The sequence below is a fragment of the Dactylosporangium sp. CS-033363 genome, from assembly GCF_050942475.1.
GTDB lineage: Bacteria > Actinomycetota > Actinomycetes > Mycobacteriales > Micromonosporaceae > Dactylosporangium.
Window position 1 is genome coordinate 9,172,335 of sequence record NZ_CP192032.1, and the last position, 21,953, is coordinate 9,194,287.

At 72.2% G+C, this 21,953-nt stretch carries 21 protein-coding genes; 2 read left to right on the forward strand and 19 right to left on the reverse strand.

What is annotated here, in order from left to right; all coding sequences use genetic code 11:
* Positions 1 to 8: 8 nt before the first annotated feature.
* The 18 genes from ACQPZ4_RS42295 to mraZ form a co-directional block, all read right to left on the reverse strand.
* Positions 9 to 779: a hypothetical protein gene (locus ACQPZ4_RS42295; RefSeq protein ID WP_433049418.1), complete on the reverse strand. Its 771-nt coding sequence runs from the start codon at positions 777 to 779 to the stop codon at positions 9 to 11.
* Between the two features lie 250 nt (positions 780 to 1,029).
* On the reverse strand, positions 1,030 to 1,824 hold the full coding sequence (locus ACQPZ4_RS42300; protein WP_433049421.1) for a DivIVA domain-containing protein: 795 nt from the start codon (positions 1,822 to 1,824) through the stop codon (positions 1,030 to 1,032).
* 49 nt (positions 1,825 to 1,873) lie between these two features.
* The gene (locus ACQPZ4_RS42305; RefSeq protein WP_223096957.1) at positions 1,874 to 2,179 is read right to left on the reverse strand and encodes a YggT family protein; all 306 of its coding nucleotides are present in this window, start codon (positions 2,177 to 2,179) and stop codon (positions 1,874 to 1,876) included.
* Between the two features lie 19 nt (positions 2,180 to 2,198).
* Positions 2,199 to 2,864, reverse strand: a complete 666-nt coding sequence (locus ACQPZ4_RS42310; RefSeq protein WP_433049426.1) for a cell division protein SepF — start codon at positions 2,862 to 2,864, stop codon at positions 2,199 to 2,201.
* Between the two features lie 126 nt (positions 2,865 to 2,990).
* Positions 2,991 to 3,698, reverse strand: a complete 708-nt coding sequence (locus tag ACQPZ4_RS42315; protein WP_433049429.1) for a YggS family pyridoxal phosphate-dependent enzyme — start codon at positions 3,696 to 3,698, stop codon at positions 2,991 to 2,993.
* Between the two features lie 80 nt (positions 3,699 to 3,778).
* Entirely contained in the window at positions 3,779 to 4,891 is a 1,113-nt protein-coding gene (ftsZ, locus tag ACQPZ4_RS42320; RefSeq protein ID WP_433049432.1) for a cell division protein FtsZ, read from the reverse strand.
* A gap of 198 nt (positions 4,892 to 5,089) precedes the next feature.
* Complete coding sequence (locus ACQPZ4_RS42325) at positions 5,090 to 5,590, reverse strand: DinB family protein (protein WP_433049435.1); 501 nt, start codon at positions 5,588 to 5,590, stop codon at positions 5,090 to 5,092.
* Positions 5,587 to 6,348, reverse strand: a complete 762-nt coding sequence (locus ACQPZ4_RS42330) for a cell division protein FtsQ/DivIB (protein ID WP_433049438.1) — start codon at positions 6,346 to 6,348, stop codon at positions 5,587 to 5,589. The genes ACQPZ4_RS42325 and ACQPZ4_RS42330 overlap by 4 nt, the downstream gene beginning before the upstream one ends.
* A 59-nt stretch (positions 6,349 to 6,407) precedes the next feature.
* A complete protein-coding gene (murC, locus tag ACQPZ4_RS42335; protein WP_433049441.1) occupies positions 6,408 to 7,850 on the reverse strand; it encodes a UDP-N-acetylmuramate--L-alanine ligase in 1,443 nt (480 codons plus the stop codon).
* Entirely contained in the window at positions 7,847 to 8,953 is a 1,107-nt protein-coding gene (gene murG / locus ACQPZ4_RS42340) for an undecaprenyldiphospho-muramoylpentapeptide beta-N-acetylglucosaminyltransferase (RefSeq protein WP_433049444.1), read from the reverse strand. The genes murC and murG overlap by 4 nt, the downstream gene beginning before the upstream one ends.
* Positions 8,953 to 10,350: an FtsW/RodA/SpoVE family cell cycle protein gene (locus ACQPZ4_RS42345; protein ID WP_433049447.1), complete on the reverse strand. Its 1,398-nt coding sequence runs from the start codon at positions 10,348 to 10,350 to the stop codon at positions 8,953 to 8,955. The genes murG and ACQPZ4_RS42345 overlap by 1 nt, the downstream gene beginning before the upstream one ends.
* Before the next feature lie 49 nt (positions 10,351 to 10,399).
* Positions 10,400 to 11,521, reverse strand: a complete 1,122-nt coding sequence (gene mraY / locus ACQPZ4_RS42350) for a phospho-N-acetylmuramoyl-pentapeptide-transferase (RefSeq protein WP_433049450.1) — start codon at positions 11,519 to 11,521, stop codon at positions 10,400 to 10,402.
* Entirely contained in the window at positions 11,518 to 12,918 is a 1,401-nt protein-coding gene (locus ACQPZ4_RS42355) for a UDP-N-acetylmuramoyl-tripeptide--D-alanyl-D-alanine ligase (RefSeq protein WP_433049453.1), read from the reverse strand. Before ACQPZ4_RS42355 ends, mraY begins: the two co-directional genes overlap by 4 nt.
* A complete protein-coding gene (locus ACQPZ4_RS42360) occupies positions 12,915 to 14,411 on the reverse strand; it encodes a UDP-N-acetylmuramoyl-L-alanyl-D-glutamate--2,6-diaminopimelate ligase (RefSeq protein WP_433049456.1) in 1,497 nt (498 codons plus the stop codon). The genes ACQPZ4_RS42355 and ACQPZ4_RS42360 overlap by 4 nt, the downstream gene beginning before the upstream one ends.
* Before the next feature lie 45 nt (positions 14,412 to 14,456).
* Positions 14,457 to 16,784 (reverse strand): peptidoglycan D,D-transpeptidase FtsI family protein, encoded by a 2,328-nt coding sequence (locus ACQPZ4_RS42365; RefSeq protein ID WP_433049459.1) that lies wholly within the window; start codon positions 16,782 to 16,784, stop codon positions 14,457 to 14,459.
* Between the two features lie 49 nt (positions 16,785 to 16,833).
* A complete protein-coding gene (locus tag ACQPZ4_RS42370; RefSeq protein ID WP_433049462.1) occupies positions 16,834 to 17,319 on the reverse strand; it encodes a hypothetical protein in 486 nt (161 codons plus the stop codon).
* Between the two features lie 50 nt (positions 17,320 to 17,369).
* Positions 17,370 to 18,356 carry a 16S rRNA (cytosine(1402)-N(4))-methyltransferase RsmH gene (gene rsmH, locus ACQPZ4_RS42375; RefSeq protein WP_433049465.1) on the reverse strand — a complete coding sequence of 329 codons (987 nt, stop codon included), beginning with the start codon at positions 18,354 to 18,356 and terminating at the stop codon, positions 17,370 to 17,372.
* A gap of 197 nt (positions 18,357 to 18,553) precedes the next feature.
* Complete coding sequence (gene mraZ / locus ACQPZ4_RS42380; RefSeq protein WP_433049467.1) at positions 18,554 to 18,985, reverse strand: division/cell wall cluster transcriptional repressor MraZ; 432 nt, start codon at positions 18,983 to 18,985, stop codon at positions 18,554 to 18,556.
* Positions 18,986 to 19,381: 396 nt separating this feature from the next.
* Here mraZ and ACQPZ4_RS42385 point away from each other — a divergent pair, with 396 nt between their 5' ends.
* Together ACQPZ4_RS42385 and ACQPZ4_RS42390 are read left to right on the forward strand one after the other, a co-directional pair.
* Positions 19,382 to 20,626, forward strand: coding sequence for a MurT ligase domain-containing protein (locus tag ACQPZ4_RS42385; RefSeq protein ID WP_433049470.1), 1,245 nt, complete (start codon positions 19,382 to 19,384; stop codon positions 20,624 to 20,626).
* Positions 20,616 to 21,326 (forward strand): type 1 glutamine amidotransferase, encoded by a 711-nt coding sequence (locus ACQPZ4_RS42390; RefSeq protein ID WP_433049473.1) that lies wholly within the window; start codon positions 20,616 to 20,618, stop codon positions 21,324 to 21,326. Before ACQPZ4_RS42385 ends, ACQPZ4_RS42390 begins: the two co-directional genes overlap by 11 nt.
* 42 nt (positions 21,327 to 21,368) lie before the next feature.
* Here ACQPZ4_RS42390 and ACQPZ4_RS42395 read toward each other — a convergent pair whose 3' ends face one another.
* Positions 21,369 to 21,923: a Uma2 family endonuclease gene (locus tag ACQPZ4_RS42395; protein WP_433049476.1), complete on the reverse strand. Its 555-nt coding sequence runs from the start codon at positions 21,921 to 21,923 to the stop codon at positions 21,369 to 21,371.
* Positions 21,924 to 21,953 lie beyond the last annotated feature (30 nt).

The window sequence follows — 21,953 nt, forward strand, 5'->3', positions numbered from 1 at the left end:
CGCCGGGCTCAGCGGCGGGCGGCCAGCAGGACGTCGTTGGGGGCGCACACCGCGCACGGCGTGAAGCCCAGCTCGACCGCCTCGTGGGCCGGCAGCGGCTCGTGCTCGCGGCCGAGGAGGTGCGGGCAGTTCGGCACGTGGTAGCGCGGCCGGCCGTCGATGACCAGGACGTCGTCGTTGAGGGCGGCGACGCGGGCGAGGTCGGCGGCCGAGGAGTGCTGGATCGCCGGCTCGTCGGCCGGGTCCTCGTCGTCGTAGTCGTCATCGTCGTCGTCATCGTCGTCGTCATGGACGCGGTCCGTGTAGTTGCCGGCCGGCGGGTGCTGGTCGAACTGGGCCGGGTACTCGTCGTAGCGGTCGCCCTGCTGCGGGATCTCCGGCTCGTCGCGGATCGGCGCCATCATGGCGGTCTCGTCCGGGGCGGCCGGGCGGCCGCCGGCGGAGCCGCCGTACGTGGTGCCGGTGCGCGCCCCGGCCGCGACGGCCTGGCGCTCGGAGCGGCGGCCGTACTCCCCCGAGTGCTCCAGGTCCTCGCCACCGAGCTCGTCGGCCCCGAGGTGCGAGGCGAACGGGTCGTAGCGCTCCGACGGCACCTGGCGTCCGGTGCGCGTGCGGGCCGAGCGCGCCGCCGCGGCCTGGCGACCACCGACGATCAGCGCGACCGCGGCCAGCAGGCTCGCCCCGATCGACGCGACGAGCAGCGCGTCCGATCCCTGGAGCAGTCCCAGCACGAGCAGGCCGACGGCTACCACGATCAGCAGCAGGCTTCCGACGATCACGGCCCTGTCCCTCCGCAAAGGCAATCCCGGGGCGAGTGCCGATGGCATCTCCGGGCGAGTGTCTCTCAGCCGGTACAACGACCGAACTCGGCGGAAGTCTCCCAGAATGACCGGCGCCCCAGCCGAATTTCGACTGGGGCGCCGCGTGTCGCATTGACCGGCCGCGTGTCAGGGGTCGCGGCCCGCTGCTGTTCACTCGTGTGGGTGCCGCTCGTGCACTTCCGGGAAGCCGTGCACTTTCAGAAAAGGGTCAGCGACCCGCGCCCTCGTAGCCGCCCGCGAGCCCGGCCGTGGCCAGACCGCCGCCGACCGCCGGACGCTGAGCGCCCTCGCCGCGCTGGGCCATCTCGGCCTCGAGGCTCTGCTCGCGGCCCGTGAGGTCGCGCAGCTGGCTCTCCAGGTAGGCCTTGAGGCGCGTGCGGTACTCGCGCTCGAACTGCTTGAGCTCTTCGATGTGCTTCTGCAGCGCGGTGCGCTTCGCGTCCAGGCCGCCCATGGCCTCCTGGTGGCGCTGGCGGGCGTCGCGCTCGAGCGCGTCGGCCTTCGCCCGCGCGTCGCGGGTGACCTCCTCGGCCTTGGTGCGGGCCTCGGAGAGCAGCTTGTCGGCCTCGCGGCGCGCGTCGGACACGTGGTCGTCCGCGGTGCGCTGGGCCATCATGAGCACGCGCAGGGCCTGCTGCTCGCCGTCGCCGGTGCCACCGCCGACCGCGCCGCCCTGGGCGCGGAGCTGATCGAGCTCCTGCTGCATGCTGCGGGCGGCCGACTCGGCCGACGACTTCTCCCGCTGGACGCGCTCGAACTGCGTCTTGAGGTCGGCGAGCTCGGAGGCCAGGCGGGGGTCGCCACCGGCACCGGGGGCCACACGGGCCGCGCCGCCGCCGCGCTCGAGCTGCGCGCGCAGCTCGTTGTTCTCTTCGATCAGCCGGGCGAGCTCACGCTCGACCTCGTCGAGGAAGGCGTCGACCTCCTCCTCGTCGTAGCCCCGCTTGCCGATCGGGGGCTTCTTGAAGGCGACGTTATGAACGTCGGCCGGGGTCAGCGGCATCGAAACTCCTCGGGTCAGTTGCGGCCGCGTGGCCGCCGAGCGGTGCGTGTCACGAGAACGCCGCGATCAGCCGCCCTAACACGACGTACATCAGCACGAACAGGATAACCAGCAGCACAAGCGAAGACAGGTCCACGGCCACGGTACCAATACGCAGCGGACGAATCACCCGCCTCAACGCTTTGAGCGGCGGATCGGTGACGCTCCACACCACTTCGAGCGCTGCCGCGGCCCCCCGGCCGGGTTGCCAGCGGCGCCCGAACTGCATGACGTAGCCCATCACAAAGCGTCCGAGGAGCGCCACCAGGAAGAGGTAGAGCAGCAGATGCACGATCTGCAAGGTGATGGACACCACGGCCGTTGTCGTCCTCGCATCAGCTCTGGTTGAAGAATCCGCCCTCGGCGATCTTAGCTTTGTCCTCGGCGGTGACCTGGACATTTGCCGGTGAGAGCAGGAAGACGCGGTTGGTCACCCGCTCGAAGTTACCACGCAGGCCGAACACGAGTCCGGCCGCGAAGTCGACCAAACGTTTGGCGTCCGACTCATCCATTTCGGTGAGGTTCATGATCACCGGCACGCCGTCGCGGAAGTGCTCACCGATCGTGCGCGCCTCGTTGTACGTGGTCGGGTGCAGCGTCGTGATCGCGTAACGGCGGTCGTCGCTGTCCTCTTCCACCTGCGGGCGCTCGCGGACCGAGTTGGTGGGAGCAAGTGCGAGATTGTCGCGCGTCGGGTAACTGACGGACGTGGTCGGGCGCGTGATCGAGCGGACGGTGCTCGTGCGGCTCGCGGCGCTCGACTCCATGCGGTCGGCGGCCGACAGGCGCTCGGACGTGGCGAGCCGGTCCGAGGCCGACAGGCGCTCGGAGGCGGACAGCCGCTCGGAGGTCGTGCGGGAGCGCGGCGCCGGCACCTCGTCGACCTCGTCCTCGTCGTCGAGAAGGTCGTCGCCATACCGGTAATGACGATCGTCGTACCCACGATCGTCCTCGTCCTCGACGAGACCGAGCCAGACGCCCGCCCTGCGCAGAGCACCCATACGCGCTCCTCCGTCCACCGCCATGCGGCACTTCCCCCCGTTGTCGGTGCCACCGATCACGTTGTGCGACACCGCCCCGCCGGCGCAGAACCACACCCGTGTAGTTTTCCGTTCCCGCGGGCCAGGCTACCCCAGCGGAGTGCGTTTTCCGAGCAATGCACTGCCGACACGAACGTGTGTCGAGCCGTGCAGAATCGCGGATTCGAGATCGTCGCTCATACCCGCGGATATCCAGTCCGCCGCACCGTCCGGACCGGAAAAACGCTGACGAATGCGTGACGCGATCGCCGCCAGCCGGGCGAACGCCTCGTCCGGCTCCCAGCCCAGCGGCGCGACCGCCATGACCCCGCGCAGGGCGAGGACGGGACTGGCCGCGATCGCCTCGGCGACCTTCTCGACCTGTCCCGTAAGTGCCCCGCCGCGGTGCTCGTCGTCGTCCAGGCTGACCTGCACGAGCGCGCCGAGCGGGGCGGCCCGCCCGGCCTTGACCACCGCGTCGGCCAGGGCATCGACCAGGCGCAGGCTGTCCACGGAGTGCACCGCCTCGGCGTAGCCGGCCACCGAGCGGGCCTTGTTGCGCTGCAGCTGCCCGACGAAGTGCCAGTGCACACCGGGCACGGCGGCGGCCTTGGCGGCCGCCTCCTGATCCCGATTCTCGCCGACCTCGGTCACGCCCAGTTCGGCCAGGCGGGCCACATCCTCGGCCGGGTAGGTCTTCGTCACGGCCACCAGGGTGACCGATTCCGGCTCGCGTCCGGCGGCTCGGCAGGCCGCCGCGATCCGCTCCCGCACCGAGGCGAGATTGGCCGCGATCTGCTCCGTCCGCGCGTCCACGAAAAACCCCCTGAATACGGCGAATGGGTAGGCCGCGCTTGCGACCTACCCAATTCAACCAGAGGTCAAGCAGTGATCAATCACGCACCGTTTTTCAAGAAGTCCGGCACGTCGACATCGTCGAAGAGCACCCGCCGCGGGGGCGGCGGGGCCTGGCGCTCCTGCGGGGCCGGCTCCTTGGGCTGGCTGTGCTGCGGCCCGTGCGACGTGCGCGGGGCGCGCGCCTCGACCGGGCGGTACGCCGGGGCGCCCCCGTCGAAGCCGGCCGCGATGACCGTGACGCGCACCTCGTCGCCGAGCGCGTCGTCGATGACCGCGCCGAAGATGATGTTCGCGTCCGGGTGGGCGGCGTCGGTGACCAGCTGGGCCGCGTCGTTGATCTCGAACAGGCCGAGGTCCGAGCCGCCGGCGATGGACAGCAGCACGCCCCGCGCGCCGTCCATGCTCTGCTCGAGCAGCGGGCTGGAGATCGCCGACTCGGCCGCCTCGACCGCGCGGTTGTCGCCGCGGGCGCTGCCGATGCCCATGAGCGCACTCCCCGCGCCGCTCATGACGCTCTTGACGTCGGCGAAGTCGAGGTTGATCAGGCCCGGCGTGGTGATCAGGTCGGTGATGCCCTGCACACCGGAGAGCAGCACCTGGTCGGCCTGGCGGAACGCGTCCATCATGCTGATGCCGCGGTCGCCGAGGGCCAGCAGCCGGTCGTTGGGGATCACGATGAGCGTGTCGCACTGGTTGCGCAGCTCCTCGATGCCCGCCTCGGCCTGCACCTGGCGGCGCTTGCCCTCGAACGAGAACGGCCGGGTGACCACGCCGATGGTCAGCGCGCCGAGCTTGCGCGCGATGTTGGCCACGACGGGCGCGCCCCCGGTGCCCGTCCCGCCGCCCTCGCCACAGGTGACGAAGACCATGTCGGCGCCCTTGAGCACCTCTTCGATCTCGTCCCGGTGGTCCTCGGCCGCGTTCTTGCCGACGTCCGGGTTGGCGCCGGCGCCGAGGCCGCGGGTCAGCTCGCGGCCGACGTCGAGCTTGACGTCGGCGTCGCTCATCAGCAGGGCCTGGGCGTCGGTGTTGATCGCGATGAACTCGACGCCCTTGAGGCCAACCTCGATCATGCGATTGACGGCATTGACCCCGCCGCCGCCGATGCCGACGACCTTGATGACCGCGAGATAGTTGTGCGGATGAGTCATCGGACCACCTTTCCTTCCGAGGTTGACCAGCGCCGGTCCGGTTGATGACGACGGCGTCGGCCAAATGCGAATCGCACGAGGATGAGGCCCGCAAACCCTCAACCTCTACTAGAGGCTTATAGTTATGTCAACTAATGCCTTATCGCAAGGTAAGGGCCCGACTGTCGTGATCCAAGGACCGTCCTCGGCGTGTCGGAGCTAATCGCCCACGACGCCGTCGACGCATTCCCTAACGGCGTCGAGGTGCCCGTTGTGACGGGCGGTCTCCTCGATCATGTGCAGAAGCACCCAGCGGACCGACACGGCGCTGCCGTGGCGGCGGCCGGCGCACAGCGCGTCCGGGGCGAGGCCGGCCGCGAGGCGGCGGGAGACGTCGCACTGGGCGCGGTACGCCGCGAGCGCCTCCGCCAGCCCTTCCCCCGGCCGCCGGCGCCACTCCAGGTCGGGGTCCTCCGCGGTCCAGTGCGACGGCACCTCGAGCCCGGCCACGACCTGCTCGAACCACATGGACTCGACCGCGGTCAGGTGCTGCACCAGCCCGCCGATCGTGGTCAGCGGCGAGGCCGGCAGCGGCGCGCGCCACGCGTCGGCCTCCGCCACCCCGGCGCACTTCAGGTGCACGGTCTCGCGGTGGAAGTCCAGCCACGCGGCGAGCAGGGCGGGCTCGTCGCCGGTGTAGGGCACCTCGGCGCGGTTCACTTCTCCAGCACCACCCCGGGGGCGCTCACGTCGAGGGTGCGGCCCGGCTCGATGCTGGAGCGCTCCAGGACCCGGACCTTGGCCGCGTTCTGCGTGGCGTCGCCCCAGATCACCGTCCGGTCCCCGGTCAGCTCCAGCCGCAGCCGCGTCGGGGACTCGGCGACCAGGGCGACCATCTGGACCCGCACCGCCGGGGAGAGCGCGGCCAGCACGGTCAGCGCGCTCTCGGTGGTCTCGTCGCCGGGCTCGGGCTGGGCCACCCGCACCGTCGGCAGCCCCGGCGGCGCGGCGTCGACCGGCAGGAACGCCACGCCCTCCTCGTCGAGCAGCGTGAAGCCGCCGACCTTGGGCACGACCGCGACGGCGGTGCGCTCGCGCACGGCGATGGTGAGGGTGTGCGGGTACCGCGCCTGCACGCTCACCGCCCGCGCCGGCTTGAGGGCGGCCTTGACCCGCCGCTCGATGGCCGGCGGGTCCAGGCGCGGCAGCGGGGTGCCCGCGGGCACGGCGGCGGCCGCCCGCACCGCCGCCGGGTCGAGCACCGACACGCCCGCGACCTCGACGTGCTCGACGCCGAGGGCGGGCGTGAGGTACACGATCGCCGCCGCCCCGCCCAGCAGCGCGGCGAGGCCGAGCGCGATCAGCCAGGGCAGGGCCGCGCGGAGGCGGTGCCGCCGGGCCGCCTGCGCGAAGAGCCGCACCGAGCGCGGCGCATCGCGGGGCGCCAGCACGAGCCGCCATCCGCGCGTCTGGGTCACCGGCGATCAGCCTCCGGGAGTCTCACGCCGGCCTCGCACCGGCTCGGCACGGCGTTCGGTCAGTCGTCGGCCCGCGAGTGCCGGCCCACGTACTCGTCGCTCTCCCCGCCGCCCTTGAGCGCGGCGAGCAGCTCGTCGCCCATCAGCGAGATCGGCGGCGCGCCCATGGTGACGACCACGTCGCCCTCGCGGACCCGGGCCACGACCTCGCCGGGGACGTCGTCCCAGGAGGGCACGAACACCTTGCGCTCGTCGGGCAGGTCGATCTCGGCCGTGAGGGCCACGCCGCCCTCCCCCGGCTCGCGGACCTCGCCGGGCCCGAAGACCTCCATGACCACGGCCTCGTCGGCCAGCGACAGCCCGGCCGCGATCTCCGACTGGAAGTCGCGGGTGCGGTAGACGCGGTAGGGCTGGAAGACCACCACGAGCCGGCCCTCGCCCGCCACCTCGCGCAGCGTGCGCAGGGCCGCGGCGATCGGGACCGGGTGGTACGCGTACTCGTCGTAGACCCGCACGCCCGCCTCGGCGCCCTTGAACTCGAAGCGCCGCCGCACGCCCGGGAACGTCGCCAGGCTCTCGATCGCGGTCTCGGCCGGCACCCCCAGCCGCAGCGCGGCCAGGATCGCCCCGGCCGAGTTGAGGCCCAGGTGGGCGCCCGGCACCGGCAGGAACACCTCGCCCAGCGGCACGCCGTCGTGGTGGGCCACGTAGCGCACCCCGTGCACCGACGAGCGGACCTCGCTGATGCGCAGGTCGGCGTCGGGCGCGGTGCCGTAGGTGACGACGTCGGCGCCGGCCGCGCGGGCCCGCACCGCCATCCGCATCGCCCCGGCGTCGTCGGCGCAGGTGACCACGAAGCCGCCCGGCTCCACCTTGCCGCAGAACTCGACGAACGCGTCCTCGAGGCCCTGCAGGTCGCCGTAGGTGTTGAGGTGGTCGGCGTCGATGTTGGTGACCAGCGCGACGTGCGGGCTGTAGAGCAGGAAGGACCGGTCGCTCTCGTCCGCCTCGGCCACGAACAGCTCGCCGCTGCCGTGGTGGGCGCTGGAGCCGATCGCGGAGATCTCGCCGCCGATCACGAACGACGGGTCGAGCCCGGCGTGCTGCAGGATCAGCGTGAGCATCGAGGTGGTGGTGGTCTTGCCGTGGGTACCGGCCACGGCGATCGCCCGCCGCCCGGTCATGGTCGCGGCCAGGGCCTCGGAGCGGTGCAGCAGGCGCAGGCCCCGCTCGCGCGCGGTGGCGAGCTCGATGTGGTCCTGCGGGATGGCAGTGGAGTAGACGACCGTGTCCACGCCGTCGAGGTTGGACGCCTCGTGGGTGCGGTAGATCGTGCCGCCGAGGGCCTTGAGGGCGGCCAGGTGGGGCCACTCCTTCAGCTCGCTGCCCGAGGTCGGGATGCCGCGGGTGAGCAGCAGGCGGGCCAGCCCGCTCATGCCGACCCCGCCGACCCCGACGAGGTGGACCTTGCCCAGCTCCTCGGCCGTCAGGTTGTTGCTCATGCTCCGACCACTCCCAACAGGTACCGGCGCAGGGCCTCGTCGCCGTCCCGGCGCCCGTAACCGGCCGCCGCCTGGCTCATCGCGGCGAGCCGGCGGCCGTCGCGGGCGAGCGGGACGATCTGCTGCGCGATCAGCTCGGACGTCAGGTCGCCGTCCTCGACGATCATGCCCCCGCCGGCCTCGACGACCGGCAGCGCGTTGCGCCGCTGCTCGCCGTTGCCCCACGGCAGCGGCACGTAAACCGCCGGCATGCCGATCGCCGCGGTCTCGGCGCAGGTCATCGCGCCGCCCCGGCACAGGGCCAGGTCGGCCGCGGCGTAGCCGAGCTCCATCTCGGACAGGAACTTGATGCGCACGTAGGGCGCGGCCAGCCCGGCCGGGACGTCGAAGTCCTCGTTGCGGGCGCCGACGATGTGCAGCACCTGCACGCCGGCCGAGGTGATCGCCTTGGCCGCGCCGGCCACCGCGTTGTTGATCGAGCGGGCGCCGGAGGAGGCGCCGAACACGAACAGCGTCGGCAGGTCGGGGTCGAGCCCGAAGTAGCGCCGGGCCTCGGCGCGGCGGGCGAAGCGGTCCAGGGTGGCGATGCTCTGCCGCAGCGGCACGCCCACCACCGGCGCGTCGGCGACGGCGGGCATCTGCTGGGCCTGGTGGGGGAAGCCGAGCACGATGTTCTTGGTGAAGCGCATGCCCATCTTGTTGGCCACGCCGATCGGCACGTTGACCTCGTGGATCACGGTGGGCGTGTGCCGCCGCCAGGCGGCCAGGTAGGCCGGGACCGACACGTACCCGCCGAAACCGACGACGGCGTCGGCGTTGACCTCGTCGAGGATCGCGCGGGTGGCCCGAGCCGCCTTCCACATCCGGTCCGGGGTGCGCACCAGGTTCAGGTTCACCGAGCGCGGCAGTTGGTACGCCGGGACGTGGCGCAGATCGTAGCCGCGCGGCGGGATGAGGTCGTTCTCCATCCCGCTCGGCGACCCGATGCACGTGATGCGGACGTCGGGGTCGTGCCTGCGCAGGCAGTCGGCGAAGGCCAGCAACGGGTAGATGTGCCCGCCCGTGCCTCCGCCGGCCAGCACCACCGAGCGCAGCGCTGCCATCAGGTGCTCCTTCCGCGGGGCGGCACCGTGAGGGTGGGCCGGCCCGTCGTGCGTGTCGAGGGGTCCGTGCCGTCGTCCTCCTCGCGGGCGCGCGGAAGCGGCGGCAACGGCGCCCAGAGTAGTCGCACCCATTTCCGCGGCGGACGCGCGTGCATGGCTCGGGCGCTGTCCGGCTCGGCCCGGGCGGCGGAGGTGAGGATGCCGGCCGCGCCCAGCGCGACCACGAGGGCGCTGCCGCCGTCGGAGATGAACGGCAGGGGAAGGCCGGTGATCGGCATCAGGCCGACGACGCCGCCGATGTTGATGATCGCCTGGCCGACGAACCAGATCGTGATCGCGGCGGCGACCAGCCGGCGGAACGGGTCCTCGACCCGGCGGGCGATGCGCAGGCCGGTGTAGGTGAGCATGCCGAACAGCAGCAGCACCACCATGCAGCCGACCACGCCGAGCTCCTCGGCGATGATGGCGAAGATGAAGTCGTTGTGGGCGTTGGGCAGCCGGCCCCACTTGAGCTGGCCCTGGCCCAGCCCGACGCCGAACCAGCCGCCGTCGGAGACCGCCCACAGGCCGCGCAGGTACTGGTAGCGCCCGTTCTTGGCGTCCGGGTCGATGCTCGGGTCGAAGAAGACCTTGAGCCGGTCGAGCCGGTAGTCCTTGTTCGCCGGCAGCAGGATCAGCGCGACCACGCCGGCCAGGAAGAACGTGCCGAGCCAGGCGAAGACCGGCAGCCGGGCCCCGGCCGCCCACAGCAGGCCGGTGAACAGCACCACCATGCAGATCATCGAGCCGAGGTCGTTGTAGCCGACCATCAGCAGCAGCACGATGGTGACCGGGAAGAGCGGCATGAGCAGCTCGCGCCAGGTGGTGATGGTGCGGCCCTTGCGCACCAGCAGGTCGGCGCCCCAGATCACCAGCGCGATCTTGGCCAGCTCGGCCGGCTGCAGCTGGAACCCGCCGATGTGCAGCCACAGGTCCTCGACCCAGATCGGGCCCAGGTGCACCGGGTCCACCTCGGCCCCGGGCGGCGTGCGGCGGGCCGCCACCCAGCCCATCAGGTCGACGAAGGCCATCAGCACGAACGCGGCGACCAGCGACGGGATGGCCACCGCCCGGAACGTCCGCACCGGCAGCCGCTGGCAGACCCAGAACGCGACCAGCCCGACCACCGCCGAGATCGTCTGCTTGGCGATCGACGTGAACGGGCTGCCCGTGGCCGCGTAGCTGCCGACGCTGGTCACCGAGAAGACCATGACCAGGCCGATGAACACGAGCAGCCCGACGCTGGACAGCAGCAGGTAGTAGGACGCGAGCGGGCGGTCCAGCAGGCCCCGCAGGGACCCCACCAGGTTGCCGAGCCACCCGCCGTCGTTCGGAACTTCCTCCCCGTCGCTCCTCATGCCGCCATCATTCCGGCTGCCCGGTGTCAGCCGGGTGTCGACGCGCCGGTCAGGACGTCCCGCTCATGACGCGCAGGAAGTCGGCGGCGAAGAGGCCCAGGGAGGCCGCGACGCCGAGCCCGGCGATGATCCAGAACCGGACCACGATGTTGACCTCGCTCCATCCGGCCAGCTCGAAGTGGTGCTGGAGCGGGACCATCCGGAAGATGCGTTTGCCGGTCGTGCGGTACGAGCCGATCTGCATGACCCACGTCACCACGATGATCACGAAGAGCAGGCCCAGCAGCGGCAGCAGCAGGACGGTCTTGGTGGCCACCGCGAGCCCCGCGATGAGCGAGCCGAGCGCCATCGAGCCGGTGTCGCCCATGAAGATCCGGGCCGGCGACGTGTTCCACCACAGGAAGCCGACCAGCGCGCCGACGGCGGCCCCGGCGATCAGCGCCATCTCCAGCGGGTCGCGCACGTCGTAGCAGTAGCCCGCCTTGTACGACGGGTCCGCGCACCAGTGCCGGTACTGCCAGAACGCGATCGCCATGTAACTGATGAGCACGAGGATCGAGGTGCCGGTGGCGAGGCCGTCGAGGCCGTCGGTCAGGTTGACCGCGTTGGACATCGACATGACCACGAACACGAAGAAGACGACGGCGCCGATCTTGGTGATGTTGAGCCAGTCGATGTCGTGCACCCACGACAGCTTCGGGCTGCCCACCGTGCGCACGACCTGGCGCCCGGCCTGCTCGGCCGGCACGTAGAGGGCGATCGCGCCGAAGATGGCCCCGATCAGCGCCTGGCCGATGAGCTTGCCGCGCTTGTTGAGCCCGTCACTGTTGCGCTTGGAGACCTTGAGGTAGTCGTCCAGGAAGCCCAGCAGGCCGGTGAAGACGAACAGCCCGAGCAGGACCACGGCGGTGGCGGTCGGCCCGGCCGGGCGCAGCTGCGCGTCGGGCAGCGTGGTGAGCGCGATGTGCCCGCCGGTGTAGGCGACCAGCGTGGCGAAGATGAACACCACGCCGCCCATGGTGGGCGTGCCCTTCTTGCCGAGGTGGGTCTGCGGGCCCTCGGTGCGGATGGGCTGGTCGGCCTTCAGGCGGGTGAAGTACCGGATCGCGATCGGCGTGCCGAACAGCGAGATGAGAAACGCGACGAAGGCCGCGACGAACACGGCCCTCACTTGCGGAAATCTTCCGTACGCAGGGCGTCGACGACGTCCCAGGTGCGGTATCGGGATCCCTTGACCAGGACCACGTCGCGTGGAAGCAGCTCGGCGCGCAGCAGCGCGACGGCGGCCTCCTGATCGGTCACGAGCACCGAGTCTCCTCCCCAACTCGCCACGGCGGCCGCTCCGGTCAGGATCGGCGCGGCCTGCTCGCTGACGGCCACGAGACGGTCGACGCCGAGTTCCGCGGCGAGACGACCGACCTCCTCGTGACCGGCTCGCTCGTACCCGCCGAGCTCGGCCATGAAGCCCAGCACAGCGATCTTCCGCCGCCCGCCGGCCACCGCGACGAGCGCGCGCAGCGCCGCCGCCATGGACGCCGGATTGGCGTTGAACGAGTCGTCGATGACCGTGACATCGTCGGCACGGTCGAAGACATCCATCCTTCGGGTCGACAAACCACCGGGATCGCCGAGTCCGGCCGCGATCGCCTCCGGTGCGAGGCCCGCGAGGGACGCGACGGCCGCGGCGAGCAACGCGTTGCCGACGGAGTGCCGCCCCGCGACGCCGAGCCGGACCGGAACGGCCTGCGCACCCGGAACGTGCAGGGTGAAGCCGAACCGGCCGCGGTCCAGGGCCTCGACGTCGGTGGCCCGGATCTGCGCGTCGGCGGCCTCGCCGGCCAGCACGACGCGGCCGGCGGTGCGGGCGGCCATGGCCCGCACGCGCTCGTCGTCGGCGTTGAGCACCGCGACCCCGCCCGGCCCGAGGGCCTCGACGAGCTCGCCCTTGGCCTGCGCGATGCCCTCGACCGAGCCGAACTCGGCGATGTGCGCGACGCCCACGTTGAGCACGACGGACACGTCGGGAGGGGCGATCTCGCAGAGGTACCGCAGGTGCCCGACCCCCCGCGCACCCATCTCCAGCACCAGGAAGCGGGTGTCCGGCCCGGCCTTGAGCACCGTGTACGGCGTGCCGAGCTCGTTGTTCTCCGACCCGGCGGTCGCCACGGTCGGGCCGTGCGCCTCCAGCAGCCGGGCCACGAGGTCCTTGGTGCTGGTCTTGCCGGAGGAGCCGGTCAGCGCGACGACGGTGAGGTCGCCGTCCGCGTGCAGCCGGTCGAGGACGGCCCGGGCCAGCAGCCCGAGGGCGTGGCGGGGGTCGTCGACCACGACGGTGGGCACGCCCTCGACGGCGCGGCTGCCGAGGACCCCGGCGGCGCCGTCGGCCATCGCCTTGGGGGCGAACTCGTGGGCGTCGATCTTCGCGCCCGCGAACGCCACGAACAGGCTGCCCGGGCCGATCTTGCGGGAGTCGTACTCCACGCCCCCCGACACCACCGCGTCCGCGCCGCCGCCGCGCAGGTCGCCGCCGACGATCGCGGCGATCTCGGCCAGCGTCAGGGCGATCATGAGGCGGCCTCCGCCAGCGCCGCGGCCAGCTCCACCCGGTCGTCGAACGGGAGCACCTCGCCGCCCACCTCCTGGCCCGTCTCGTGGCCCTTACCCAGCAGCGCGATCACGTCGCCGGGCTTGGCCAGCCCGACCGCGTGGGCGATGGCCGCGCGCCGCCCGCCGACCTCGGCCACCGCGCCGGGAGCGGCCGAACCGACGTCCCGGGCACCGGCCAGCACCTCGGCGCGGATCGCGGCCGGGTCCTCGGTGCGCGGGTTGTCGTCCGTCACGATCACCAGGTCGGCGCCCTCGGCGGCGGCCCGGCCCATGAGCGGGCGCTTGCCGCGGTCGCGGTCGCCGCCGGCCCCGACCACGCAGATCACCCGGCCGCCGCGGGCGGCGGCGAGGGTGCGCAGGGCCTTGAGCACCTCGACCATGGCGTCGGGCTTGTGTGCGTAGTCCACGACGCCGACCACCTCGCCGGGGGCCTCGACGCGCTCCATGCGGCCGGGCGAGCCGGGCGCGGCGGCCACGGCCCGGGCGGCCACGTCGAGGTCCACGCCGACGGCGACGCACGAGGCGATGGCCAGCAGCGCGTTGGCGACGTTGTGCCGGCCCGGCAGCTGTACCCCGGACCGCGCGGTCCGGCCCCGCCAGTGCACGTCGAACGTCTGGCCGTACCCGTCGACGGTCACGTTCGAGGCGCCGAAGTCCGCGAGATCATGCTCAACGGAATAGGTCCAGGAGGCCGGTTTGCGCAGTCGCATTACCGACTCGTCGTCGAAGTTGAGGATCTCCACCGCCGCGCGGCCGTCGAACAGCCGCGCCTTGGCCGCGAAGTAGGCCTCCACCGTCGGGTGGAAGTCGAGGTGGTCGAGGCCGAAGTTGGTGAAGCCGGCGGCGGCGAAGCGGACCCCGCCGACCCGGCCGACCTCGAGGGCGTGGCTGGAGACCTCCATGGCCACCGACTGCACGCCGCGCTCGAGCGCCGCCGCGAACAGCGCGTGCAGGTCGGTCGCCTCGGGGGTGGTGCGGATGCTCTTGACGGTCAGGTCGCCGAGCCGGGTCTCGACCGTGCCGATGAGCCCGGTGACCTGCCCGGCGGCGCGCAGGCCGGCCTCGATGAGGTACGTCGTCGAGGTCTTGCCCGCGGTCCCGGTGATGCCGATCGTGGTGAGGCGGCGGGTCGGCTCGCCGTACACCTTGGAGGCGATGTCGCCGAGCACGTCGCGGGGCTTGTCGACCACGATGAACGGCACGCCGGCGTCGGCGCGCACCCCGGCCGGGTCGGTCAGCACCGCGACCGCGCCGCGCTGGAGGGCCTCGGGGATGAACTGGGCCCCGTGCACGCGCGCGCCGGGAAGTGCCGCGTAGAGATCACCCGGCAGCACCGCCGAGCTACTGTGGGTCACCCCCGTGACCGCAACGTCGTCAGCGCCGCCGCCGAGCTCACCGCTGAGCTCGCCGACTTGTACTGGGCGGACATTCCGCGGACGGGGATAGCCGGGCACGGGGTCAGACCCTACCCGCCCGGCCCAGGGCCCCCGGAGCCGGTGTCACGGGTAGATCGTGAGCTTCGGCGGCTCGGTACCGGTCGGCGTCACCCCGAAGCTGGACAGGGTGAGCGCCATCATCTCCTTGAACGCGGGGGCGGCCACCGAGCCGCCGGCGCCGGTGGGGACGTGGGCGGTCACCGCGACCACGTAGCGGGGCGCCTCGGCCGGGGCCATGCCGATGAACGACACCACGTCGCCCTTGGCGTAGCCGCCGGCGTCGGGCAGCTGCGACGTGCCCGTCTTGCCGGCGATGCGGTAGCCGGGGATGGCCGCCTGCTTGCCGGTGGCGTCGTCGAGCGTGGTCACGCCCTCGAGCATGACCCGCAGCTCCTGGGCCACCTGCGGGTCGAGCACCCGGCGGGTCTGCTGGGCGGCGGGCTTGGTCGCGGTGCCGTCCGGCCCGATGATCTTCTTGACCAGGGTCGGCTGGACGTAGAGGCCGTCGTTGGCGATCGTGCCGTACACCGCGGCCATCTGCATCGCGGTCGTGGCCACGCCGTTGCCGATCGGGATCGAGCCCGGGCTGGTGCCCTTCCACTGGTCCGGGGGCAGCAGCTGGCCGGGCGACTCGTTGGGCAGCCCGACGCCGGTCCTGGAACCGAGACCGAACTTCTTCTGGTACTCGTACAGCTTGTCCTTGCCCAGCTGGTCCGCGACCGCGATGGTGCCGACGTTGGAGGACAGCGCCAGGATGCCCGGAATGGTCATCGGCGTGCCGTCCTTCTGCGGCGGGTGATCCGTGTAGTTCACCCCGCCCTTGTTCACCTTCGAGTTCACCGTCACCGCCGTGGTGGGCCTGATGATCCCCTCCTGCAGCGCGGCGCCCATGACGATCACCTTGTGGATCGAGCCGGGGTCGAAGACGGTGGCCGTGCACTGGTCCTTGAGCAGGGCCGGGTCGACGCTGCCGGGGTCGGTGGCGGCGAAGGACGGATAGCTCGCCATCGCCATCACCTCCATCGTGTGCGCGTCGAGCACGATGGCGCTGGCAAAGTCGGCGTTGAGCGGCTTCATCCGCTCGGCCAGGGCGCTCTGCACCGAGTACTGCAGGTCCTGGTCGATGGTGAGCTCGACCGAGCTGCCCGGGCGGGCGGGGTTGAGCTCCTCGTAGCCGTACGGCAGGGGCTTGTCCAGGTCCCCCTCGCCGTGCTCGTAGACGTGCAGCCCGTCGACGCCGCGCAGCACCGAGTCGTACTGCTTCTCGATGCCCATCTGCCCGGCCAGATCGGGCCGGGAGGTGAACCCGATGATGTTGGACGCCAGGTCGTAGCCGGGGATCTCGCGGCGCTCGTCCCGGTCGACCTTGAGCGCGCCGAAGTGCAGCGCCTCGATGCGGTCGCCGTCGGCCACGTCGATCTGGTGCACGAGGTACTCGAAGCGCACGTTGGTCTTGCCGTCCGCCGCCTTGTGCGGGGTCATCTTGCGCACCAGGTCGGAGCGCGGCACGCCGTACTTGTCGAGGATGGTGAAGAGCTTGTCGGCGAGCGCCTCGGGGTCCTTGACCGCCATCGGGTCGACCGCGACGTAGCGGGTCTCGACCGAGTGCACGAGGATCTTGCCGTTGCGGTCCAGGATGGAGCCGCGCGAGGCGGGCAGCACGGCGCGCACGAGGCGGTCCTTGAGCCCCTCGGCGGCGTACGCGCTCGCGTCGGTCAACTGCAGCTGGACCAGTCGCACGCCGATCGCGGCGAACATCACCAGCGCCAGCACGGTGGCCAGGCGCAGGCGGCGGCGCGGCTCGGCGAGCTTGGGCAGGCCCGGGCGGCGCTTCAGCCGCGGTACCGCGACCCGGCTCTGCTTCTTGCGGACCGGTGCCCGCTTCGGCGCCTTTCGCGGGGTGGTTTGCGCCTTTTTCGTGGCCGGGACGGTCGTGCGCCGCGGCCGGGCCGGCGCCTCCCGGGTCTCCCGCACTTCCCGTGGCTCCCGTGGCTCCCGGCGCGGCGGGGCCTCGTCCTCGAGCGGCGGGGCCTGGGTCGCCACGGGCCGGCGGCCGGCGCGGCGCGGCTGCTCGCTGCGCCCGCCCTGGATGACCTCCAGCGCCGGGCGGAACGGGTCCTTGCGCCCGCCCGCGTCGACCGAGGCGTCGCGGACCGTGCGCCCGCGCGGGGTGTACCGCTTCGCCTCGGACATCGTCCCGCGCAGCGGCGGCTCCGGCGGCTCCGGGGACCCGCCGCCCGCATGGGAACGGGCGGAGGCACCGGCACCCCCCGCGCCGGCGCGACCGCCCGTTCGCTGCCGGCCGGCGGCACTCCCGCGCTCGGTGGTCTCCCGGCGCCCGGCGCCCCCGCGCCGCTCGCCGCCCCGCCGATCAGGAGTGTCGCCAGCCATGTCCTGACTTCCGTTAATAGTCCACTATGGACGTGAATGGACCGTTGACCTACTTGCTCGGCCCCGGCATTTCGAGCTTGGTCCCGTCCGGCAGCACCAGGAAGGCCGGCGTGCGCGACGGCACGAGCCCCAGCTGCTTCGCCCGCGACGCGAGCGTCACCGGCGATTCCTTGTTGGCCAGATCGCTGCGCAGCCGCTCCTCGTCGCGGTCGAGGCCCGCCTGCTTCGTCTTCAACGCGTCGAGCTTGAACGCGTTCTCGGCGATCCGGGTGTTGAGCACCAGGATGCCCACCACGCCGGAGAGCACCAGCACGAGCACCAGCGCCACGAAGGGCGCCCGCGGCGCACTGACCGGTGCCGGCGGCGCCGCCCGCAGCCTCTCGGCCGGCGGCGTCCGTCCCTCGTTCGCGGGCTGGCTGCCCGCCGGGAGTACCACCATCTCGTTCGTGGTCTCGTGCTCCGGCTGCAGTGCCGTCGCACCGTCGGTCCGGTGGTCCCGTCGCGGCTCCGTGGTCCGGCCCCCCGACCGCGGCACGCCCCGCTGACTCCTACTCTGCCGATCACTCGGCAGTGTCGTCACGTTCATCACACCTCCCCCAAGGTATTTCGCGCCCGATCCCCAGACGGATCCGGGCGTTGCTTGCGTTCCACCGCGCGGAGTCGCACCGACGCCGCGCGCGGGTTGGCCGCCGTTTCGGCCGCACCGGGGAGCTCGGCCCCCCGGGTGAGCGCCCGCAGCTCCGGTTCGCTGCCGGGCGGCTCGAATGGCAGCTCGACCGGGACGGTCGAGCGGGTCCGCACGGTGATCGCCTGCTTGACCAGGCGGTCCTCGAGCGAGTGGTACGACAGCACGACCAGCCGGCCCCCGGGCCGCAGCGCGTCGAGCGCCGCGGGGATCGCCCGCTCGAGGACCGCGAGCTCGCGGTTGACCTCGATGCGCAGCGCCTGGAAGGTGCGTTTGGCCGGATGCCCGCCGGTGCGCCGGGCGGGCGCGGGGATGGCGTCGCGGACCAGCTCGGCAAGGCGGGCCGAGCTCGACAGCGGCGTCTTCTCCCGTTCCCGGACGATCGAAGCGGCGATGCGGGAGGCGAACTTCTCCTCCCCGTACACGCGCAGGACCCGGGCCAGCTCGCCGTGGCTGTAGGTGTTGAGCACCTCGGCCGCGGTGGTGCCGGTGGTCTGATCCATGCGCATGTCCAGCGGTGCGTCCTGGGCGTAGGCGAACCCCCGCCCGGCCTCGTCGAGCTGCATCGACGACACGCCCAGGTCGAACAGTCCGGCGTCGATCCGCTCGTCGCCGAGGACCTCGGGCAGCTCGTCGTAGACGGCGTGCACGAGGCGGATCCGGTCGGCGAACGGCGCCAGCCGCTCCCCCGCCAGGCGCAGGGCCTGCGGGTCACGGTCCAGGCCCAGCAGCCGGGCCTGCGGATGTGCGGTGAGCACGGCCTCGGCGTGCCCGCCGAGGCCGAGGGTGGCGTCGAGGTACAGGGCGCCCGGCCGGGTGAGCGCGGGGGCCATCAGCTCGAGGCAGCGCTCGAGCAGCACGGGCACGTGAACGTCCCGCTCCCCCATCGTCGACCCCCTGCCGGCGGCGGGTTCGCGGCCCGCCGTGGTGTTGCCCTGCCCAGTTGCGCGAGCGCCGTACCGCCAGCTCCCCATCCGCCCCTCCGCCCTGGCGCCGGGGAAGTGGCGTCAGGACCTCGGATAACGCTGAGCGGCTGGAGAGCTGCCGGTACGGCGGCCTCAAAGTCGGTAACTGCAGTTGGACCTCACAGCCCTCCCGGCAGCACCCCCTCCTCGATGCCCGCGAAGTCCTCTTCGCTGTCGGCGAGGTACGTGTCCCACGCCTGCCGGTCCCAGATCTCCACCCGGGTGCTCGCCCCGATCACGACGAGGTCGCGGTCCAGCCCGGCATACTCGCGGAGATGCTGCGGGATGGTGACCCGGCCCTGGCGGTCGGGAACCTCGTCGTGCGCGCTGGCGAAGAACACCCGGCTGTAGGCACGGGCCGCCTTGTTCGTCATCGGTGTGGCGCGAAGCTGCTCGGCGATCCGGGCGAACTCGGTGCCCGGAAACACGTACAGACAGCGCTCCTGCCCCTTGGTGATCACGACACCTCCCGCCAGTTCGTCCCGAAACTTGGCCGGCAGGATCAACCGGCCCTTTTCGTCCAGGCGAGGAGTGTGGGTGCCCAGAAACACGGAGCATCCACCCCCCTCCTACCGCGAACGGTCCCCCCGGGGCCGGCCGAGCCCCCCGGCTCCGCCATCGCGCTCCACTGTACTCCACTTCCCTCCACCGTCAACGGAAAACACCCTGATCCGGCTGCGAGCGCCGTGAAGAATTCCCACGTCAAACGGGGTGGGGCCGGGTGGAGGAGCCCGGGCGTGCCCGATCGGCGGAGGGCGTTCCCCCTGCCCCAGAATCCGGACATAACGCCCGCTTGGGCGGACATCCCCGCACGCTCGGCGCGTCCGGGGGCCGCGGTGGAGCGAAGTGGGGGGACTTTGGGGATGGTTGTGGAGGACGGTGGTCCGATTGGGGCCGAGGCACGATCCAGGTAGGGTCAGCGCATCCCCGGACACCGTGGAAGCGAGATGACGGACAACAAGCTGCCGATGCGGGCCAAGCTCGCCACCTCACTGTCGCGCGGTGCCGCCGCGCTGTCACGCGCCACCGGGCGAGGAGACGGATCGGTCATCGGTGGCCGCATCGGCCTCATGGTCGACCCGAACCTGCTCGCCGAGCTCGCCGCCGGCCGGGAGATCGCGCTGATCTCCGGGACCAACGGCAAGACGACCACCACCCGGCTGACCGCCGCGGCGATGGGCGTGCTGGGCGACGTGGCCACCAACAGCCTGGGCGCCAACATGCCGACCGGGCACACCTCGGCGCTGGCCAAGGCCGGCGCCACCCCCTACGCGGTGCTCGAGGTCGACGAGCACTACCTCAAGCAGGTGCTCGACCAGACCAGACCGAAGGTCGTCGCGCTGCTCAACCTGAGCCGCGACCAGCTCGACCGGGCCAAGGAGGTCGCCATGATGGCGGCCCTGTGGCGCGACGCGCTGCCCGGCCGCGGCCTGCACATCGTGGCCAACGCCGACGACCCGATGGTCGTCTGGGCCGCGAACAAGGCCGTCGCCGAGGGCACCCCGGTCACCTGGGTCGCCGCCGGCCAGCGCTTCCACGACGACTCCTGGGTGTGCCCGGAGTGCGGCGCCTCCATCGAGCGCTCCGGCGAGCAGTGGGCGTGCGTCCAGGGAAACCTGAGCCGCCCCGTGCCGCACTGGACGGTCAGCGGGGACGGCGTGGTCGACAACACCGGGACGTACCACCAGATCACCCTGCAGCTGCCGGGCCGGGTGAACCGCGCGAACGCCGCGACCGCCCTGGCCGTCGCCGCGCACTTCGGGGCCCCGCCCGCCAAGGCGGTGCCGGAGCTGGCCAAGGTCGCCTCGGTGGCCGGGCGCTACGCCACCGTGCACCGCGACGGGCGGGTCATCCGGCTGCTGCTGGCCAAGAACCCGGCCGGCTGGCTGGAGTCCTTCGACATGGCCGAGGACGTCCCCACCCTGCTGGGCCTCAACGCCCGCGACCCCGACGGGCTCGACACGTCCTGGCTGTACGACGTCGACTTCTCCCCGCTGCGCGGGCGCCGCGTGCTCATCACCGGCGACCGGGCGATGGACCTGGCGGTGCGGCTGGAGGTCAACGAGGTGCGGTTCGAGCACGTGCGCTCGTTCGGCCAGGCGCTCTCGCTGGTGCCGCCGGGCCGGCTCGAGGTCATCGCCAACTACACCGCCTTCCAGGACATCCGAGCGGAGCTGGACCGTGTCAACTGAGTCGCACCTGCGCCTGATCTGGCTGTACCCCGACCTGTTGTCCACGTACGGCGACCGCGGCAACCTGCTGATCCTGGCCCGCCGCGCCGACCTGCGGGGGCTGCCGGTGGAGTGCGCCGAGGTGCGGGCCGACCACCCGGTCCCGACCGACGGCGACGTGTACCTCATCGGCGGCGGCGAGGACGGCCCGCAGGCCCTGGCCGCCCAGCGGCTCATCACCGACGGCGGCCTGCACCGGGCCGTGGAGCGGGGCGCGACGGTGTTCGCGGTCTGCGCCGGCTACCAGCTCATGGGGCACTCGTTCTTCGCCAAGGGCGCGAAGTACCCCGGCCTCGGCCTGCTCGACATCGACTCCAACCGGGGCGAGACCCGGGCCGTGGGCGAGCTGGCCGGGGAGATGCACCCGGCGCTGGGCCTGCCGACGCTGACCGGCTTCGAGAACCACGGCGGCCGCACCCAGCTCGGCCCCGGCGTGAAGCCCCTCGCGAAGGTGACCACCGGGATCGGCAACGACGGGCAGTCCGAGGGCGCCTGGAACGGCCGGATCCTCGGCACGTACTCGCACGGCCCGGCCCTGGCCCGCAACCCCGGCATCGCCGACCTGCTGCTGCGCTGGGCGACCGGGGCCAACATGGAGCCGATCGACGACCGCTGGCCCACGGCCCTGCGCAACGAACGGCTGTCCGCGGTCGCCAAGTAGTGCAAGAGACCGGGCGCCCGAGGCGCCCGGTCTTCCTGCTCGTCAGCCGAGGTGGTCGCTCGGAGCCGTCTGCAGCAGCCAGGCGAGCGGCATCTTGGCGTACTCCTCGTACTCGCCGTCCGGGCCGAGGCGGTTGAGCCCGGCCGTCAGTGCGGCGTCCCGGTTGATGACCCAGTAGTGGGCGATGCCGGCGGCCGCGTACTCACGCCGCTTGATCACCTCGTCCATCGCCTCGGAGCCCGGCGACACGATCTCGACCACCAGCAGGAGCCCTGCGGCGGACAGCCACACGCCGCGCGGCGGCGGAGTCCGCCAGACACTGAGGTCGGGAATACGGCCGCCGACGCCGTTCGGGCCCGGGATGCGCACCCCAGCCACCTGGAATACCTGCTCGGGTGGCCAACCGGCAATGATCAGCCACGCGAAAAGGCGGCTCGCGATCGTCGCGTGCTCCGAATCGGGGGGCGGCATGACCGAGAGAACCCCCTCAGGGCTGGTCTCATACCGGTGGCCATTGCTATCGGCGGCGTTCATTGCCGCCAGGTCAGCGAGCGTCACCACGGCGGGCATGTGCATGCCCACGGCCTCAGCGCTCATGGCGAACATCGTACGTGACTGCCCATGTAA